The 17,697-nt window shown below is 69.6% G+C and carries 16 protein-coding genes and 5 pseudogenes; 7 read left to right on the top strand and 14 right to left on the bottom strand.

Going from position 1 to position 17,697, the window contains the following annotated elements:
- Nucleotides 1-72: 72 nt before the first annotated feature.
- The 3 genes and pseudogenes from QQK48_RS20130 to glgB form a co-directional block, all read left to right on the top strand.
- Nucleotides 73-1,062, top strand: a pseudogene (locus QQK48_RS20130) (maltotransferase domain-containing protein); the annotation flags it as partial.
- 766 nt (nt 1,063-1,828) lie between these two features.
- The gene (locus tag QQK48_RS20125) at nt 1,829-2,116 is read left to right on the top strand and encodes a hypothetical protein (protein ID WP_348523618.1); all 288 of its coding nucleotides are present in this window, start codon (nt 1,829-1,831) and stop codon (nt 2,114-2,116) included.
- A gap of 30 nt (nt 2,117-2,146) precedes the next feature.
- Nucleotides 2,147-4,296 (top strand): annotated as a pseudogene (glgB, locus tag QQK48_RS12840) (1,4-alpha-glucan branching protein GlgB).
- Between the two features lie 114 nt (nt 4,297-4,410).
- Here the strand turns inward: glgB and QQK48_RS12835 are convergent.
- The 4 genes from QQK48_RS12835 to QQK48_RS12820 are packed head-to-tail and all read right to left on the bottom strand — an operon-like array spanning nt 4,411 to nt 7,312.
- Entirely contained in the window at nt 4,411-5,328 is a 918-nt protein-coding gene (locus tag QQK48_RS12835; RefSeq protein ID WP_284328704.1) for a tetratricopeptide repeat protein, read from the bottom strand.
- Nucleotides 5,329-5,334: 6 nt separating this feature from the next.
- Complete coding sequence (locus tag QQK48_RS12830; RefSeq protein ID WP_284328703.1) at nt 5,335-6,312, bottom strand: DUF8094 domain-containing protein; 978 nt, start codon at nt 6,310-6,312, stop codon at nt 5,335-5,337.
- The gene (locus QQK48_RS12825) at nt 6,309-6,647 is read right to left on the bottom strand and encodes a hypothetical protein (RefSeq protein ID WP_284328702.1); all 339 of its coding nucleotides are present in this window, start codon (nt 6,645-6,647) and stop codon (nt 6,309-6,311) included. Before QQK48_RS12825 ends, QQK48_RS12830 begins: the two co-directional genes overlap by 4 nt.
- The gene (locus tag QQK48_RS12820; protein ID WP_284328701.1) at nt 6,638-7,312 is read right to left on the bottom strand and encodes a hypothetical protein; all 675 of its coding nucleotides are present in this window, start codon (nt 7,310-7,312) and stop codon (nt 6,638-6,640) included. The genes QQK48_RS12825 and QQK48_RS12820 overlap by 10 nt, the downstream gene beginning before the upstream one ends.
- A gap of 354 nt (nt 7,313-7,666) precedes the next feature.
- Between QQK48_RS12820 and QQK48_RS12815 the strand changes: the two genes are divergently transcribed.
- Genes QQK48_RS12815 through QQK48_RS12805 form a run of 3 tightly spaced genes read left to right on the top strand, consistent with a single transcriptional unit; the run spans nt 7,667 to nt 10,645 of the window.
- The gene (locus QQK48_RS12815; RefSeq protein ID WP_284328700.1) at nt 7,667-9,382 is read left to right on the top strand and encodes a coiled-coil domain-containing protein; all 1,716 of its coding nucleotides are present in this window, start codon (nt 7,667-7,669) and stop codon (nt 9,380-9,382) included.
- Nucleotides 9,383-9,392: 10 nt separating this feature from the next.
- Nucleotides 9,393-10,307, top strand: a complete 915-nt coding sequence (locus QQK48_RS12810; protein ID WP_284328699.1) for an ATP synthase subunit B family protein — start codon at nt 9,393-9,395, stop codon at nt 10,305-10,307.
- On the top strand, nt 10,226-10,645 hold the full coding sequence (locus QQK48_RS12805; protein ID WP_284328698.1) for a hypothetical protein: 420 nt from the start codon (nt 10,226-10,228) through the stop codon (nt 10,643-10,645). Before QQK48_RS12810 ends, QQK48_RS12805 begins: the two co-directional genes overlap by 82 nt.
- Before the next feature lie 22 nt (nt 10,646-10,667).
- Here the strand turns inward: QQK48_RS12805 and QQK48_RS12800 are convergent, their stop codons facing one another.
- From QQK48_RS12800 to QQK48_RS12775, 7 genes and pseudogenes are all read right to left on the bottom strand, one after another.
- On the bottom strand, nt 10,668-11,408 hold the full coding sequence (locus QQK48_RS12800; RefSeq protein WP_284328697.1) for an alpha/beta fold hydrolase: 741 nt from the start codon (nt 11,406-11,408) through the stop codon (nt 10,668-10,670).
- Nucleotides 11,405-12,133: pseudogene (locus QQK48_RS12795) on the bottom strand (alpha/beta hydrolase). Before QQK48_RS12795 ends, QQK48_RS12800 begins: the two are co-directional and overlap by 4 nt.
- Nucleotides 12,134-12,155: 22 nt before the next feature.
- The gene (locus tag QQK48_RS12790) at nt 12,156-12,467 is read right to left on the bottom strand and encodes a hypothetical protein (RefSeq protein ID WP_284328696.1); all 312 of its coding nucleotides are present in this window, start codon (nt 12,465-12,467) and stop codon (nt 12,156-12,158) included.
- 137 nt (nt 12,468-12,604) lie between these two features.
- Nucleotides 12,605-13,024: a family 1 glycosylhydrolase gene (locus QQK48_RS12785; RefSeq protein ID WP_284328695.1), complete on the bottom strand. Its 420-nt coding sequence runs from the start codon at nt 13,022-13,024 to the stop codon at nt 12,605-12,607.
- Complete coding sequence (locus tag QQK48_RS22515; protein ID WP_488798426.1) at nt 13,008-13,358, bottom strand: family 1 glycosylhydrolase; 351 nt, start codon at nt 13,356-13,358, stop codon at nt 13,008-13,010. The genes QQK48_RS12785 and QQK48_RS22515 overlap by 17 nt, the downstream gene beginning before the upstream one ends.
- Entirely contained in the window at nt 13,253-13,549 is a 297-nt protein-coding gene (locus QQK48_RS22510; RefSeq protein WP_488798425.1) for a family 1 glycosylhydrolase, read from the bottom strand. Before QQK48_RS22510 ends, QQK48_RS22515 begins: the two co-directional genes overlap by 106 nt.
- A complete protein-coding gene (locus tag QQK48_RS12775) occupies nt 13,506-14,072 on the bottom strand; it encodes a glycoside hydrolase family 1 protein (RefSeq protein WP_284328694.1) in 567 nt (188 codons plus the stop codon). Before QQK48_RS12775 ends, QQK48_RS22510 begins: the two co-directional genes overlap by 44 nt.
- Before the next feature lie 545 nt (nt 14,073-14,617).
- Here QQK48_RS12775 and QQK48_RS12770 point away from each other — a divergent pair.
- Nucleotides 14,618-15,073, top strand: coding sequence for an alpha/beta hydrolase (locus QQK48_RS12770; protein WP_284328693.1), 456 nt, complete (start codon nt 14,618-14,620; stop codon nt 15,071-15,073).
- 155 nt (nt 15,074-15,228) lie between these two features.
- Here the strand turns inward: QQK48_RS12770 and nucS are convergent.
- From nucS to atpD, 3 genes and pseudogenes are all read right to left on the bottom strand, one after another.
- A pseudogene (nucS, locus tag QQK48_RS12765) lies at nt 15,229-15,926 on the bottom strand (endonuclease NucS).
- Nucleotides 15,927-15,929: 3 nt separating this feature from the next.
- Entirely contained in the window at nt 15,930-16,196 is a 267-nt protein-coding gene (locus QQK48_RS12760) for a F0F1 ATP synthase subunit epsilon (protein WP_284328692.1), read from the bottom strand.
- Between the two features lie 2 nt (nt 16,197-16,198).
- Nucleotides 16,199-17,690 (bottom strand): annotated as a pseudogene (atpD, locus tag QQK48_RS12755) (F0F1 ATP synthase subunit beta).
- Between the last annotated feature and the right edge of the window lie 7 nt (nt 17,691-17,697).

The following is a 17,697-nucleotide window of genomic DNA, read 5'->3' as shown; positions in this document are numbered from 1 at the left end:
CGCACGTCCGGCCTGGTTCCCGCCCCTCGTGGGCGGGTGTTGCCCGGCGCGAGTTCCCGGTAGGTTCGCCCTATGGCCTTCCCTGGTGAACTGTCTGTTGGACGAATCCCGGTCGTGGGCGTGGAGCCCACGCTCGAGGAAGGGCGATGGCCCGTGCGCGCGGTGGTGGGCGAGGCCGTCCCGATCAGCGCGACGATCTTCCGCGAGGGGCACGACGCCGAAGGCGCCACCATCGTCGTGACGCGTCCCGACGGCAAGCGCGACATCCGGCCGATGCCCGTGAAGGAATGGGGCATCTCGCTGTACGAAGGCGTCTACATCCCACATCTCGAGGGCATGCACACCTTCCGCGTCGAGGGATGGTCGGACCCGTATGGCACGTGGGCGCACGCAGCCGAGGTCAAGGTCGCCGCTGGCGTGGACGTCCAACTCATGCTTGACGAAGGCGTCCTTGTCCTCACCAGGGCGCTGACGGAGGTGCGCCGCAAGGCGGCACGCAAGGACCTGATTGCTGCAGCGATCGCCTCCCTGCAGGACAAGTCCCTCTCCCCCGGCCTGAGGCTGGCACCCTCGCTCGCCGACGATGTCCGAGCCGAGCCGACGGAAAGGCCGCTGCGCGACTGGGTCAGCCCCTCCCGCGAGTACCCCCTGCTGGTTCAGCGCGAAAAGGCGCTCGTCTCCGCCTGGTACGAGATCTTCCCGCGCTCGGAAGGTGCCCGCTTCAACTCACGTACGGGCGAGTGGCGTTCGGGCACCTTCGCCACCGCCGCGAAGCGGCTGCCCGCCATCGCGGAGATGGGCTTCGACGTGGTGTACCTCACGCCCATTCACCCCATCGGCGTCACGCACCGCAAGGGCCGCAACAACTCGCTCACCGCCGAGCCAGGCGACCCCGGAAGCCCCTACGCCATCGGCTCCGACGAGGGCGGGCACGACGCGATCCACCCCGAACTGGGCACCATGCGCCAGTTCAGGAACTTCGTCAAGGCTGCGGCCGACAACGGGCTCGAGGTGGCGCTGGACGTCGCGCTCCAGTGCTCCCCCGACCACCCATGGGTCACCGAGCACCCGGAGTGGTTCACGCAGCGTCTCGACGGCACCATCGCCTACGCGGAGAACCCGCCCAAGAAGTACCAGGACATCTATCCCCTCAACTTCGACAACGACCCCGAGGGCATCTATCACGCCATTCGCGACATGTTGCAGGTGTGGATCGATGCGGGTGTGACGCTGTTCCGGGTCGACAATCCCCACACCAAGCCGCTGACCTTCTGGGAGCGCCTGCTCGCGGACGTGGCCCGCACCCACCCCGAGGTCATCTTCCTCGCGGAGGCCTTCACGAGGCCCGCGATGATGCACACCCTCGCCAAGATCGGCTTCCACCAGTCGTACTCATACTTCACGTGGCGCCCCACCGCCGAGGAGATGGGTGAGTACCTCGAGGAAGTCTCCGGTGACGCCGCCTTCTACATGCGGCCCAACTTCTGGCCCACCACCCACGACATCCTGACTCCCGACATGCAGGCGGGCGGTGCCCCGCTCTACCGCGCCCGCGCCGTGCTCGCCGGTACCGGTGCGCCGTCCTACGGCATCTACACCGGTTACGAGCTCGTCGAGAACGTCCCGCGTCCCGGCGTCGAGGAACAGATCGACAACGAGAAGTACGAGTTCAAGCAGCGCGATTGGACGGCCGCGGACAAGTACGGCGTGCGTGACGTCATCACCCGCGTCAACGCCGCCCGCAAGCGCCACGTGGCGTTGCGTCGCCTGCGCGGTCTGACCCTCCACGAGAGCCTCCAACCCGCACATCCTCTGCTACTCGCGCCATGTGCCCGCCGACCAGTCCCCCACCGGCAAGGCCGACACGGTCATCGTGGTCGTCAGTTTCGAACCCGCCGTCACCCACGACGCGATCATCCGGCTCGACATGGAGGCCATCGGCCTCACGAGCGACGCACGCCTGGTGGTCGACGACGCCCTGACCGACGCGACCTACACGTGGGCCCGCGAGTTCTACGTGAAGGCTCGACCCGGCAGTGACCATGGCGCATATCGCGGAGGTACGCACCCCGTGAGGCACGCATCGGCCCCCCACACGACGAACGGAAGGCGGTGACGCATGGCTGACAAGGCCATCGACCCCTCGGTGCTCCACGAGATCGCCTCGGGCACCCACCACGAGCCCCACGCGGTGCTCGGCCCGCACGTCCACGACGCGGGGGTGTCGATTCGGGTGCTGCGACCCCTGGCACGCACCGTGTCGATCGAGACCCTCGAGGGCACCTTCGACGCCATCCACGAGGACGCCGGCATCTGGCGTGCCGAGGTCCCCGGCGACGAGGCGCCCGACTACCGCGTTCACGTCGCCTACGACGGTGAGCCGATGCGCCAGGACGACCCGTACCGCTTCCTGCCGACCATCGGCGAGCCTCGACCTTCACCTCATCCGCGAGGGCCGCCACGAGCGTCTGTGGGACGCGCTGGGCGCCAACGTGCGCCACTTCCCGTCGGTCCTTGGCGACGTCGACGGTGTCTCTTTCGCCGTGTGGGCCCCCAACGCGCGGGCCGTCCGAGTCGTCGGCGACTTCAACCACTGGGACGGCGTCGCTCACGCGATGCGCTCACTCGGGTCGTCCGGCGTCTGGGAGCCTGTTCATCCCCGGCATCGGCGACGGCACCATCTACAAGTACGAGGTGCTGGGCAAGGACGGCACGTGGCGTCAGAAGGCCGACCCGATGGCGCGCTCGGCCGAGGTTCCGCCGCAGACCGCCTCGATTGTCGCCGCCTCCACCTACACGTGGGGCGACGAGGACTGGATGACGCGCCGGGGCCAGTCCGAGGCGCATCGGGCACCGATGAGCGTCTACGAGATCCACCTCGGTTCGTGGCGCCAGGGCCTGAGCCTATCTTGACCTCGCCGACCAGGCTCGTCGAGTACGTGACGCAGGCTCGGCTTCACTCACGTGGAGTTCCTGCCCGTCATGGAGCACCCCTTCGGAGGTTCCTGGGGCTATCAGGTGACGTCCTATTACGCGCCCACGTCGCGCTTTGGGTCGCCCGACGAGTTCCGTTACCTCGTCGACGTCCTGCACCGCGCGGGCATCGGCGTCATCCTCGACTGGGTGCCGGGGCACTTCCCCAAGGACGAGTGGGCCCTCGGCCGCTTCGACGGCACCCCGCTGTACGAGCACCCGGACCCCCTACGCGGCGAACAGCCCGACTGGGGCACCTTTATTTTCGACTTCGGCCGCCCCGAGGTCCGCAACTTCCTCGTCGCCAACGCGGTGTACTGGCTCAGCGAGTTCCATGCCGACGGGCTCAGGGTCGATGCGGTCGCGTCGATGCTCTATCTCGACTACTCCCGCCAGGCCGGACAGTGGCGTCCGAACGTCCACGGCGGTCGCGAGAATCTTGACGCGATCGCGTTCCTGCAGGAGGCGAACGCCACCGCGTACCGCACCAACGCGGGCATCGTGATGATCGCGGAGGAATCCACCGCTTGGCCGGGCGTCACCGCCCCCACCAACGGCGGCGGCCTCGGGTTCGGGCTCAAGTGGAACATGGGCTGGATGAACGACACGCTCCGCTACCTCGCGGAGGAGCCCGTCAACCGCCACTACCACCACCACACCGCGACCTTCTCGCTCATGTATGCGTTCTCCGAGCAGTTCATGCTGCCGCTCAGCCATGACGAGGTGGTGCACGGCAAGGGGTCACTCGTCACACGGATGCCGGGAGACCACTGGCAGAAGGCGGCAGGCGTGAGGGCGCTCCTGGCGTACCAGTGGGCGCACCCGGGCAAGCGCTGGTCTTCATGGGGGCCGAGGCTCGGCCAGGAGGCCGAGTGGTCCGAGGGCCGTTCGCTCGACTGGTGGCACCTCGACGACCCGCTGCACCAGGGCGTCCAAGACCTCGTGCGCGACCTTAACGCCCTGTACACCGCCACGCCTGCGTTGTGGGAGCGAGACACCGACCCCCAGGGCTTCACCTGGATCGACGCCGACGACGCGAGCCACAACGTCCTCGCGTTCCTGCGCTGGGACTCGCGCGGCGAGCCCATGGCCGTCGTGGTGAACTTCGCGGGCAACCCTCACGAGGGCTACCGTCTTGGCCTGCCCGCCGGCGGCCCGTGGGACGAGGTGCTCAACACCGATTCCGAACTGTATGGCGGCTCCGGCGTGGGCAACCTCGGCAGGGTCGAGGCCGAGGACGTCCGCCAGGGCACCTGGGACCACAGTGCCCTCGTGCGCCTACCTCCGCTGGGCGCAGTGTTCCTCCGCCCGCACCGCGACTGACATCACCGCGCTGCGGCGCCGCCGCTGACGGGGGCGCCGCGTGCGGCATCACGAAGGAGGGCCCGCTCGCCAGATGGCGAGCGGGCCCTCGTTGTCGTGTGACGGGTGTCGCTCCTAGAACAGCGCGGTCGACAGCGCCCTGCGGGCGTCTGCCACGCGGGGGTCCGCAGCACCGACCACATCGAAGAGCTCGATGAGGCGCAGGCGCACCTTCTCGCGGTCGTCTCCCTGCGAACCCCTCACGGCGTCGAGCAGGCGGGCGAACGCGTCCTCGACCTGACCGCCCATGATGTCCAGGTCCGCCACGTCCATCTGCGCGTCCACGTCGCCGGGGGCATCGGCCGCGGCCTTGCGTACCGCCGCAAGGTCGGCTGTCCGCGTGCGGCTCATCAGCGCCACCTGGGCACGTCCCGCCTTTGCCTCGTGGTCCTTGGGGTTCTCACGGAGCGCCTGGTCGTACGCAGCGATGGCGGCGTCGTAGTCCTCACGCTCGACGGCGTCGTAAGCCTCCTGGTGCAGCGGCGGCAGCGGTTCGGGCACAGGCTCGGCCGCCTGCGCTGCGGTGTCCACGCGTCCGGTCACGCCGTGCTGCTGCGCTACCTCGAGGACCTGGTCGAGGATCTCCTTGATCTGGGCCTGGTCCGCGCTGCCCTGGAACAGCGGGGCCGGGCGGCCCGCGATGAGCGCGACTACGGTGGGGACGGCGTTGATCTGCAGTGCCTGGGCGATGCTGCCGTGCACGTCGATGTCGCAGCGACCCACCACGAAGCGTCCGTCAAAGCCGCCGGCGACCGTGCGCACGGTCTCGACCAGTTCCCGCGAGGCGGGCGACGCGGACGAGAGGAACACGATGACGATCGGCACCTGCGTCGACTGCTGGGCGAGGTCGTTGAGGTTCGCCTCGGTGACCTCGATGACGGGGACAACGGCCGATGCCGGTGCCTCGTTTCCTGCGGCGGCGACGGGTGCGGCCTGGGCGAACTGGGACAGGTCGGGCGCGCCGCGCAGCGGCACGTCGGGATTCTGCGTCATGGTTCCTTACTCTCCAGAGACCTGGATCAGGTTGTGGTCGGCAGCGACGACCGCGGGCTTGGCGTCCGCGTCGGGGCCAGGGATCGCCATCACGATCATGTCGAGGTAGTGGTGTGTCACCGTGTCGTCGAGCTCGCCATCGAGCAGTGGCTCATCCGCCTCGGGAATCGACACGGTCGCGTCCTCGACCGTGAACGACGAGGTGATCTCGATCGGCGCGAACAGCAGCGCTCCTCCGTCGGCGGTGCCCATGACATACGTCGAGTCGGTCTTGGACTCGATCGTGTCCATGTACTCGCCGTCCTGCTCTGTGGCGGCATCGGTCAGGGTGTCACGCGCGGTGAAAAGCTGCTCGCGGTACGAGTCCGCCTCAAAGGCGTCCTCGAGGTCGGAGTCCGACCCCTCCCTGAGGAGGTCGAGGTAGTCGTCGAGCACCGCCTGGGCGGTGGGGTCGAGCGACTCATCGTCGAGGCTGAACTGCTGCGCTCCCGTGGTGGTGCCGGGCATGGCTGGCACCGTGGCGCCGGGAATCATGTGTGCCCAGCCACGCAGGCGGTAGTCGTCGTCGATGGAGTCCTGGACCCACAGATAGATGACCGGGGTCTCGTCCTCGGACGCCTGCTCGGAGACGGTGGCGAGGGTGCGCGGCCACGTCTCGGCGGCGGACGCATAGACCGCCTGCTGACCCGGCGGCAGCGCCACGGGGGTCTCGTCGCCGGTGGCCTTGGTGTACTGGGCCTCGCGGATAGTGACGGCGTCGCCGCCCACCCGATCGGTGAGCAGTTCGGCGTCCTGTTCCTCGTCCGCGGCGGCGAGCTCTTCCATCGTCGCCTCGATGACGCGTGCGGACTGGTCGTCCAGCAGCGCCGCCGACTCGGTCAGCGGCGGCGGCGAGGTGACCGGGGCCGGGACATCGGCCACACAGCCGGTGAGGAGGAGGGCCGATGCGGTCGCAAGCCCGGAGGCGGCGATCAGGCGGTTCATGAGCGTCCCTCCTCGTCGGTGCCGTCGCCCGGCTCGGGGGTGGGCTCCGATGCGGGCGTCGTCGGGGTCGAGCCGGTGGCCGGGGTCGAGCCAGTCGTCGGGGTCACGGGCGTGGCGCCTGTGGCGGGGAAAGCGGGGGTGCCGGGGCTGGGTGCCACGACGCCCTGCTCGGGCTCCTCCAGCGACGTCGCGGGCAGGTGCTCCCCTGCGGCGCGGCGGGCGCGGCGCGTGCCGGGCTCCACGTCGGGGTCACCGGTGCGCTGACGCTTCGCCGTCCACTCCTCGTAGCGGGCCTGTGCGGGACGCAGGTCGATGAAGCGCAGGATCAGCGCCACCAGGCCGACGAGGGTGAGGACGGCGCCCCACCAGATGAGGGGGTGATCCAGCCGTCGTTGACTTCGCGTTCGAAGCCCACGTCCGTGCTGGCCAGGGGCGAACCGTCCCGGTCCATCACCACGAGCGTCTCGCCATCGGCGATGTCCGATGCCGTGATCTCAAGCCGGTCAGCGCCCTCCCACTGGTCGCGCCAGTGGTCCGCCGAAGTGTCGGCGAGGAGGTCAATCTCAGGCGCGGGGCTCGCGGAGGCAGAGGGCGAGGGGCTGGCCGATGCCGAAGCCGCGTCCGATGCCTCGTCACTGGGTGAAGCGGAGGCCGAGGGGCTGGGGCTCGCCGTCGAGGCGGCGGCGCTGGCGTAGTCCTCCACCGACAGCACCTCCCACTCGGGCAGGCCCGTCACTTCTGTCGCCTCATGCTCGGCGAGCCAGGCGTCAGCGTCGACGGGTCGCGCGGTGACGGCCACCAGGTCACCGTCACCCTCAAAACCGATGGTGCTGTCTTCTGCGAACGCAATCATCGCGGGTTCGTACACCACCACGGATGTGGTGAGCGTCGCCTCAGCACTGACTTCCGTCGGCGGCCGCTGCGCGTCGGCGATCAGACCCGCTGCTAGAAGCAGCACGCCAATCACGCCCGCGATCAGCGCGGTCGTCCTCACAGTCACGTCGGACCTCCTTCATTCCCGTCCACTCTAGGAGACAGACGGCCCAACGTCCCAGTTCGCGGCTTTGTGCCACCTGTGGGGGGCCATTACTCTGGAGCGGATTGCGCACGCCATCCCAGCGGCCGCGCCCAAGGAGTTGAGTGATGCCAGAGGACAACCTGCCCTTCCCCGTTGCCATGCGCGGCTACGACCGGGAGGCCGTCGCCGCCCACGTGGCACGGCTCGAGGATGCGGTGCGGGAGGCGCAGGACGCCGCCCAGCAGGCACGCCAGGACGCGGACAGCACCCGCTCCTCGCTCGACGAGGCACAGCGCACCCTGCGTGAGGCGGAGCAGCCCACCTACAAGGGACTTGGTGCCCGCGTGGAGCAGGCTGTTGCGCTCCGCCGAGGAGCAGTCGTCCGATGTGGTCGCGCGCGCCAACACCCACGCGCAGGACACCGTGGCACGCGCCCAGGTCGCCGCCCAGCAGTTGCGCGCCCGCGCGGACAACGAGGTCGCCGAGATCCTCGCGCAGAGCCGTCGCGAGGCGGAGGAGATCCGTACCGCCAGCGAGCACGAGGCCACCGGCGTCAAGGAGGCAGCCCAGCGCGCCGCGGCCGAGACGGTCGAGAAGGCTCGCCGCGACGCCGAACGCGTGAAGGCAGGCATCGACGCCGAGGTCGCAGAACTGAAGGCAGGCGCCGACCGTGAAGCGCACGCGCTGCGTGCCACAGCCGAGCGTGAGGCCACCGAGATCCGAGTCGCCGCCCAGCGCGAGGCGCAGGAGCTCACCGAGGCGGCCAAGGCCGAGGCCGACTCCGTCTCCGCCGCTGCCGTCGCCGAGGCCGAGCGAGTGGCCGCCGAGGCCGAGCAGGCTCTCGCCGACGCGCGCGCCGAGGCCAAGCGACTCGAGGGCGAGGCGCGTGAGACGCGCGGCGCTGCTGACGCCGAGGCATCGGACATCAGGACCACCGCCGAGGCCGACGCCGCCAACCTCCGCAACGAGGCGCACTCGTTCCTCACTCAGGCCAACCGGGAGGCCGACGCCACCCGCGCCGCCGCCGAGACCGACGCCCGCGATCTGCGCGCCGCCGTCGCCGCCGAGGTGGCGTCCCTCCGCGCCGACACCGACGAGTACGACGAGGCCATGCGGGCCGACGCGGAGCTCTACGCCACGGGTACCCGCACCGAAGCCGACAAGTACGACCGTGACACGCGCTCCCAGGCGGACGAGTACTCCGCCGCGGCCCGCGCCGAGGCGGACGAGTACGCGGACGCCGCCCGCGCATCGGCCGACGAGGATGGCGCCCAGGTGCGCGCGGAAGCCACAGCGCACCGTGACGAGGTGATCGCCGCCGCTGCAGCGCACCGCGCCGAAACCGAGGCCGCAGCCAACGAGTACGACGCGACCACCCGCACGGGTGCCGACGAGTACGCGGCCCAGACGCGAGCCGAGGCGGACGACGACGCGACGAACGTGCGTGATGCCGCCTCCGCCTACGAGGCGCAGGTCCGTGCCGACGCCGCCGCGCACCTCGAGGCCGTCCGCGCCGAGGCAGACGAGTACAGCAACGTGACCCGTGCCGAGGCGGTGGGCTACCTCACCACGCTGACGGACGAGGCCGACGCCTACTCGCGCCTGACGCGCTCGGACGCCGACCGCTACTCGGACACGACCCGCACCGAAGCAGACCAGTACGCCGGCCAGACACGGACCGAGGCGGACCAGTACCGCGACACCACCCGCGCCGAGGCAGACACCTACTCCGCCGATACGCGCGGCGCGGCCGACGAGTACGACGCGGCGACGCGTGCGGACGCAGACGACTACGCCGGCCAGACGCGGGCCGAGGCGGACAAGTACCGCGACACCATCCGCGCCGAGGCAGACGACTACAGCGCGGTGACCCGTGCGGAGGCCGACACGTACTCCGCGGACACCCACGGCACCGCCGACGAGTACGACGCGTCGATCCGCAGCGGCGCGGACGCCTATGCCGACGCCACGCGCGCCGCGGCAGAGACCGCGAGCAGGCAGGCTGCGCAAGGAGGCCGACCTCTACGACCAGTCCACGCGCAAGGCCGCTGACGACTACGACGTGGCCACACGCACGGCCGCCGACGACGACTCGGCAGCGGTGCGCCGTGACGCGGACGACTACGACGCCGCCACGCGCAGCGAGACTCGCACCTATGACGAGGTCACCCGCCGTGAGGCCGACGCCTACGCGCAGTCCACGCGTGAGGGCGCCGACCGCGACGCCGCCAAGTCCCTGCAGGACGCCGCCGACGAGGCCGAGCAGCGGGTCACCGCGGCACAGCAGGAGGCCAAGCACATGATGGGCATCGCGCAGCGCGACGCCGATCAGGCGCGAGCCGAGGGCACCTCGGATGCCGACGCCGCCCGCGAGGAAGCCCGCCGCGCGCGGGAGGACCTGCAGATCGAGATCGCGCAGCGCCGCGAGAACGCCGAGAAGGAACTCACCGCCCGCCACGAGGAGGCCAAGGCCGAGACGGCCGCGATGGTCGAGGACGCCCGCGTTCGCGCCGACGAGGCCGAGGAGCGGCTCTCGGGTGCGCTGGAGCGTGCCGAGGTGACCCGTCGCGACGCCGAGGTCCACGCCCAGACCCTGTTGACCAACGCGCGCAACAACGCCGACGAGATCGTCTCGGACGCCCGCGAGCACGCCGAGGCCATCATCTCCGAGGCCGTGAGCGACGCCGAGCGCGAGCGCACGATGGCGGCGCGCGAGGTGGACGAACTGAACCGCCAGCGCGAGTCCATCACCGGCTACCTCGACGAGCCTGCGCAACCTCCTGGGCGCGGACCCCGTCGCAGGGCTGGCGAAGGCGAGCGCCCTGCGCGCCGAGGTGGAGGCCGCCGAAGCCGCCGCCGGCGCCAAGGACTGACGGGCTCAAAGGCCACCGATCCATGGACGGCAACAGGGACGAGGACACCGCACGGCGCCTCGCGCAGGCCGATGCGCTGGAGCGCCGGCGCCTCGCGGAGGTAGCGCAGGCGGCCACGCTCGTGCGTCAGTTTCGTGATGACGCCGTGTCCGCGGGCCTCACACCCACGCGGCTGACGGCCAGGACGTACGACGGCAAGGCGCGCTACCGCACGGCGTTGGAGGGCTGGTACCTCAAGCACGACCGTTCGGTCGCGGTGGGCACGGACGGCGAGTTCTACGTGCTCTCGGTGCCCGCGAGCCTGCGCGGGAGGATCGCCGGTGCCTCCGTTCCCCCGGCCGAGCCCCCGCTCGAACTCGGCAAGGGCGGGCGCGACGGCGAGTCCATGCCAATGCGTCAGGCGCTCGACCAGCGCCTCGAGGCGGGCAACGCGTGGGGCTGAGCCTGGTGACCCGGCCGTGGCGCTACCGCAGCAGGGGCGCGAGGGCGCGTGCGACGGCCGCGGGGTCCTCGAACGCAGCCAGATGTCCCACGCCTGCGATCACGGTCGTGGTGACGCCCAGGGCATCGGCCATGGCATCCACCTGCTCACGGGGCGTGATGGAGTCCCACTCCCCCGCGATCACCACAGCAGGGCCATCGACGCCCCGCAGGACCTCGAGGCGGTCGGGGCGTGAGGCCATCGCACGCTGCCCCCACGCGACGCCGTCGCCTCGGTGACGGGCGATGTTGCGCGTCACCCACTCGACGAGTTCCTCGCGGCGCGGGCCGCGCGTGCCCACCAATCCCTCGGCCAACGCGGCCGCATCCTCGACGCCATCGCGGTTCTCCACCGCATCGGCCGTGGCACGGCGCTTCGCGGCCGCCTCCTCGGTGTCGGCGGCGGCCTTGGTGGCGATAAGCCCCAGTCCCGCCACGGCGTCCGGGTGGCGCTCGGCGACGGCCATGGCGACGTAGCCGCCCATGGAACACCCGATCCAGTGCGCGGCGTCGGCGCCCGTCGCCTCACGCATGGCGAGCACGGCGGCATCGGCGATCAGTTCGAGCCCCGGCTCCTCGTCGGGCAGGGGCATCTCGCCGATGCCAGGCATGTCGAAGGTGATGACGTCGCCGCGGACATCGCTACCGAGCACAGACAGCAGACCCTCCCACTGCGCTCGGTCCACGGGAAAGGCATTGAGAAGGACGATGGGAGTTCCGGTCATGCGAGCACCTCGTGAGGGACGGCGGTGGGCAGCGGCGCGGCACCAGGGGCGACGGTGTCGACAATGGCGTCCAGTACCAGTTTGACGTACTTCTCCCCGACCCACAGGTGTTTGGCGCCCTCGACCGCCACGAGATTCACTGCGTCAGGGGCGCGAAGCGCTCGCGTGCCTCCTCGGGCTGGAGAAAGTCGTCGAGTTCCGGCACCAGCGCGGTCACGGGCCGACCGGTGGCCGCCCAGCGTTCCAGGTCGGCGTCCTTCGCGCGGTGCAGCGGCGGCGACAGCAGGATCGCGCCCTCGACGTCCTGGTCGGCGCCGTGCATGAGGGTCAGGCTCGGTGCCAAACGACCACCCCACGAACCACCGGCGAGGAAGACCCCGCTCCACGGCGAACGCGACGGCGGCCCGCACATCGGCCCCCTCGGTGATCCCCTCACCGAACTCGCCCTCGGAGGTACCCCGCGGCGATGACGTGCCGCGAGTGTTGAACCTCAGCACAGCGATATCCGCGAGGTACGGAAGGCGCCAGGCGGCTTTGCGGTACACATGCGAGTCCATGAAGCCGCCGTGCGTGGGAAGCGGGTGCAGCGTGATGAGCGTCGCGACGGGGGCCTGCCATCGGGTGGCAGGGCGAGGCTCTCCCACGAGAGTCAGCCCGTCCTCCGTGGTCAGGGTGATCTCCTCGCGCTGGGCGGGCAGCACGGTCATGGCACGGATCTCCTCCATGCCTGGGGTCTCGCTTGCGGCGTCAGCCACGGGTCCTCCCGAAGGTGTTCCAGCAATGGGTATGCCAGTGGCGGCGCTGCGCGGCGGCGGCCTCGGGCCCAAAGAGCCCGTCCGCGGGCCACGCCACCACGTGGACGGTCTGCCCGTCGATCTCCTGCGAGCAGCCGGGGCACGTGTAGGTCTTCTCGCTGGGCCGCGGGGTGGCGACGAGGTACTCCTCGCCCCCTGGCCCGCTCTCGCGGCGTCCCCCGAGGCTGCCAGAGAGGCGCTCGACGTCCAGTTCCTCGTGCGGCTGCCCGTACGGGCGCTTGCGCGAGCGGCGGGACTTCGGCATGACGCCAGTCTACGGGCGCCACCACCCCCGCGCTTTGAACCGGCGCGGCCCGCGACACGCCGTGAAGTGGGCGTGACGCGGGCCTCGACGCGGCGTGGCGGCCGCCGATCCGGTTCACATGGTGGGGGCGAGTGACCTCAGAAGTGACGCGCGGGGGTGTCGGCGAAGGTGTCGACCTCGCCCGCAGGCACCACCTCGCGGCGGCGCAGCACCTCGCGGTACCAGTACGCGGAGTCCTTCCAGCGGCGCTCGAGGGTATCGTAGTCGACCCGCACGATGCCGAAACGCTTGGCGTAGCCCTGCGCCCATTCGAAGTTGTCCATGAGCGACCACGCCATGTAGCCGCGCACGTCGGCGCCCTCGGAGACCGCGTCCAGCACTGCCTTCAGGTGGCCCTCGAAGTACTCGACGCGGTCCGTGTCGCGCACGCGACCATCGGCGTCCACCACGTCATCCCAGGCCGAACCGTTCTCGGTGACGTAGATGGGCTTGCCCGTCTCACGGTGAATCTTCAGCAGGTGGGCGTGCAACGCGGACGGGTCAATGTTCCAGCCCATCGCCGTGAGCCTTGCCCGTCAGGGGCATGAACTCGATTTCCTCGTCGCCGGGCCAGGGCGAGTTCGCGCCTGCCTTGTGCCCGTCGGCCAGCGTGGCGAGCTCCGAGGTGGCCGCGCCCTTGTTCGCGTTGTGGCGCACCAGGTGCGAGGCGTAGTAGTTCACGCCGAACCAGTCCACCGCGCCGTGCATCTCAGCCAGATCACCCTCGTGGACAAACGACCAGTCGGTCAGGTGCGCCGTATTGGGCTTGAGGTTCGCGGGATACGTGCCGTGCGTGAACGGCTCGTGGAACATGGTGTTCGCGAGCGAGTCAATGTGCTGCGAGGCCCACACGTCCTTGGGGTTGGACGGGTCCCACGGGCGGGGGTGTGGCAGTTGTTGACCAGACCAATCTGCAGGTCGGCGTTCACGGCCTTCATGGCGCGGTAGGCGCGACCGTGAGCGAGGTTCAGGTGATGCGCGGCGATGAGGGCCTCGACGTCATCGGCGTGACCCGGGGCGTGGGCCCCAGCGCCGTAGCCCACGAACGAGCCTGACCCACGGCTCGTTGAACGTGGTCCACGTCTCCACGTCCGTACCAAACTCTTCGACCATGCGCACGGCATAGGTGACGAACGCGTCGACGGTGTCGCGGCTGAGCCACCCACCCTGGTCCTCGAGTTCCTGCGGGAGGTCCCAGTGGTACAGCGTGATGAGCGGGCGGATGCCCTTCTCGCGGAGGCGGTCGATGAGCCCGCGGTAGAACGCGATGCCCTCCGGGTTGAACTCCCCGAGCCGCCCGGCTGCACGCGCGGCCAGGCGATCGAGAAGCGGTAGGCCTCGAGGCCCAGGCTCGGACATCATGTCGATGTCCTCTTCCCAGCGGTGGAAGTGGTCGCAGGCGACGTCGCCGTTGTCGCCTCCCACCACCTTGCCGTCCGTGGCGCTGAACGTGTCCCAGATCGAGGTGCCGCGGCCTCCCTCGTGGGCACCGCCCTCAATCTGGTAGGAGGCGGTCGCGGCTCCGAGCAGGAAGCCGTCGGGGAACTTCGCAGGCGTCGTTGTCATGCGCCCAGTATAAGCGAAACGTTTCGCGGTTTTCTACCAGTCGGTAAGGCCAATACCGGCCCAGCGACTCCCAAGGTAAGCCGCGACTGATGTGGCGCATGTGCCCCATGGCGCCATGGCATCGGCTCCACCCGCCACTCTGTTCACGCCGTACCTTGGAAATCGCGGGCGACGAGTGGTGCGGTCGGCCGATGCTCCTGGCAGACTTCCGGCCAGGAGGTCACCGATGGCGCTGCTCACCTGCCGATACTTTTCCCCCGTCCTGGGGTTGTCCACGACCGCGACGGTCCTACTTCCCGAGCCCGCGACAGAGGCCGGGGTACCCGCTGCGCCAGCGGTCCAGGGCGCTGCGCTTCCGGTGCTCTACCTCCTGCACGGCCTGTCTCAGGACGATGCCTCGTGGACCCGCTACACGTCGCTGGAGCGCTACGTGGCTCATCGGCGGATCGCCGTGGTGATGCCCGCCGTGCATCGGTCGTACTACGCGAACCAGGCGGACGGCTACCGCTACCGCGACCACCTGGTCGACGAGCCTTCCGCAGATCATGGGGGCTTTCTTCCCGCTCTCGCGCCGCCGCGAGGACACCTTCATCGCGGGGCTCTCCATGGGCGGCTACGGCGCGATGAAGGCCGCGCTCACGCGCCCCGAGCGGTATGGAGCAGCCGCCAGCCTGTCCGGCGGCCTCGACGTGACGGCCAAGCCCAACCTCGCTCCCGAGGAGTGGCGCCGGACGTTCGGCTCTCCCGAGGCCGCGCGCGAGGCCGGCGAGGACGTGGTGGCCCTCGCCAGGGCGGCGGACCCGGCCGCGGTGCCACGCCTGTGGGCGTGGTGCGGCACCGAGGATTTCCTGCTTGAGGAGAGCCGCACGTTCGCGCGAGCATGCGACGAGGCGGGCCTGGGGCTCGAGTACTCGGAGTCCCCGGGCTCGCACGACTGGCCGGCGTGGGACGCACAGATCCCGCGCGTCCTCGACTGGATCGACAGCGTCCGGGGCACCTGAGGGAGCACCCGTCCTCGCACTATCCCGCATGGGGCGTGCACGGCAGCCCACCCGTTGCCGGATCACTGTGCGGCAGTGCAGATTTCGGCGCTCACGCACGGTCATCGGCATCCCGCTGTGCGGCAGCGCCGGACCGGCTGGCACCCCGACGGGGCCTAGAACAGGCGCGTGGTGGGGTCCTCTGCGCCCCGCATCGCGTCGTAGTCAAGCAGGAGGCAGCGGATGCCCCTGTCCTCGGCAAGGACTCGCGCCTGCGGCTTGATCTCCTGCGCGGCGAACACACCCTCCACGGGGCTCAGCAGGGGGTCGCGGTTCATGAGTTCGAGGTAGCGCGTGAGCCTGCTCCACGCCGTCGATCTCGCCGCGGCGCTTGATCTCCACGGCCACGGAGCCACCCGACGGCGACTTGGCGAGGATGTCCACGGGCCCGATCGCCGTCATGTACTCGCGGCGCACCAGCGTGTGGCCGTCACCGAGCAACGCAATCTGCTCCGCGAGCAGGCTCCTGCAGATGAGCCTCGACCCCGTCCTTGATGAGGCCGGGGTCCGTGCCGAGTTCGTGCTCGGCGTCCGACATGACCTCGTAGATCTCGATCTCGAGACGGTCGTCGGTCTTGTCGTGCTGGACGGTCCACACCTGGGTGACGCCAGCCTCCGTCTGCGCCTCGGACGGTGCGACCTCGCGCGTGGTGCACGGCGGGCTCATCCAATTCAGCGGCTTGTACGACCCACCGTCGGAGTGCAGCAGCACCGAGCCGTCGGCCTTGAGCATGATCGCTCTGGTCGCCAAAGGAAGATGCGCGCTGAGCCGCCCGGAGTACCGGGCGGCGCAGCGCGCGATAACCACGCGCACGGATTAGTCCTCGTCGGTAACGACGGGGTCCGCAACGATGGTGATGGTGTCGTGGTCGAACGACACGAACCCGCCGGTGACGGCGAACTCGCGGTTCTCACTCTCGGACGTCACGCGGATCGTGCCGGCCTTGAGGATGGACAGGATGGGCTCGTGACTCGCGAGCAGTCCAATCTCACCCTCGACGGACGGCGCGATGACGCGGCTCGCCGTGCCGGACCACATGACATGGTCCGGCGCGACGATGTCGACGGTCAGGGCATCGGCCATGATCAGCCGATCTCCTTCTGGATGCGGTTCCAGGCCTTGTCGAGGTCCTCAAGACCACCGATGTTGAAGAAGGCCTGCTCCGAGATGTGGTCGTACTTGCCGTTCACGATGCCGCCGAAGGCCTCGATGGTCTCGGCAAGCGGAACGGTCGAGCCGGCCACACCGGTGAACTGCGTCGCCATGTACGTGTTCTGCGACAGGAACTGCTGGATCTTGCGCGCACGGGCGACGATGATCTTGTCCTCTTCGGAGAGGCTCGTCGACACCCAGGATCGCGATGATGTCCTGAAGTTCCTTGTTGCGCTGAAGGATCGCCTTGACGTCCGACGCGACCGAGTAGTGGTCGGCGCCCACGTAACGCGGGTCCAGGATGCGCGAGGACGACGTCAGCGGGTCGATGGCCGGGTACAGACCGCGCGAAGCGATCTCACGCGACAGGCTCGGTGGTGGCGTCGAGGTGCGCGAACGTGGTCGCAGGCGCGGGGTCGGTGTAGTCGTCCGCGGGGACGTAGATCGCCTGCAGCGAGGTGATCGAGTGACCGCGGGTCGAGGTGATGCGCTCCTGGAGCCTGACCCATCTCGTCCGCCAGGTTGGGCTGGTAACCCACCGCCGAAGGCATGCGGCCCAGCAGGGTCGACACCTCCGAACCGGCCTGGGTGAAACGGAAGATGTTATCGATGAACAGCAGCACGTCCTGGGCCTGAACGTCGCGGAAGTACTCCGCCATCGTCAGGGCCGAGAGGGCCACGCGAAGACGCGTGCCCGGCGGCTCGTCCATCTGGCCGAAGACCAGGGCGGTCTGCTTGATGACGCCCGACTCGGTCATCTCGTCGATGAGGTCGTTGCCCTCACGGGTGCGCTCACCCACACCGGCGAACACCGACACACCGTCGTGGTTGTTCGCCACGCGGTAGATCATCTCCTGGATGAGGACGGTCTTACCGACACCTGCACCACCGAACAGACCGATCTTTCCACCCTGCACGTACGGCGTGAGGAGGTCGATCGACTTGATGCCGGTCTCGAACATCTGAGTCTTGGACTCGAGCCTGGTCGAAGGCCGGGGGCTTGCGGTGGATGGGCCAGCGCTCGGTGATCTCGATCGTCTCGCCCTCCTCCGCGTTGAGGACCTCACCGGTCACGTTGAACACGTGGCCCTTGGTGATGTCACCCACGGGGACGGAGATGGGGGCACCGGTGTCGGTCACCTCGGCGCCACGGACGAGGCCATCGGTGGGCTTCAGCGCGATGGCGCGGATCATGTTGTCACCGAGGTGCTGAGCAACCTCGAGGGTCATGTGGAGGACGCCCTCGTCCTCGCCCTGGGCCGACAGGTCGATGTCGACGGTCAGAGCGTTGTAGACGTCGGGAATCGCGTCCGCGGGGAACTCGATGTCGACGACAGGGCCGATAACGCGCGCGACGCGACCGATCACCGGCGTGTTCGCGGCCTCCTGCGACGCCGGGGCGTCGGTCTTAGCGGTGGGGGTCATGGATGTG

Origin of the sequence: Demequina litorisediminis, assembly GCF_030161615.1 — a bacterium.
Taxonomy (GTDB): Bacteria; Actinomycetota; Actinomycetes; order Actinomycetales; family Demequinaceae; genus Demequina; species Demequina litorisediminis.
Note: the sequence above shows the minus strand (reverse complement) of the source record. Positions and strands in the feature narration are given on the sequence as shown.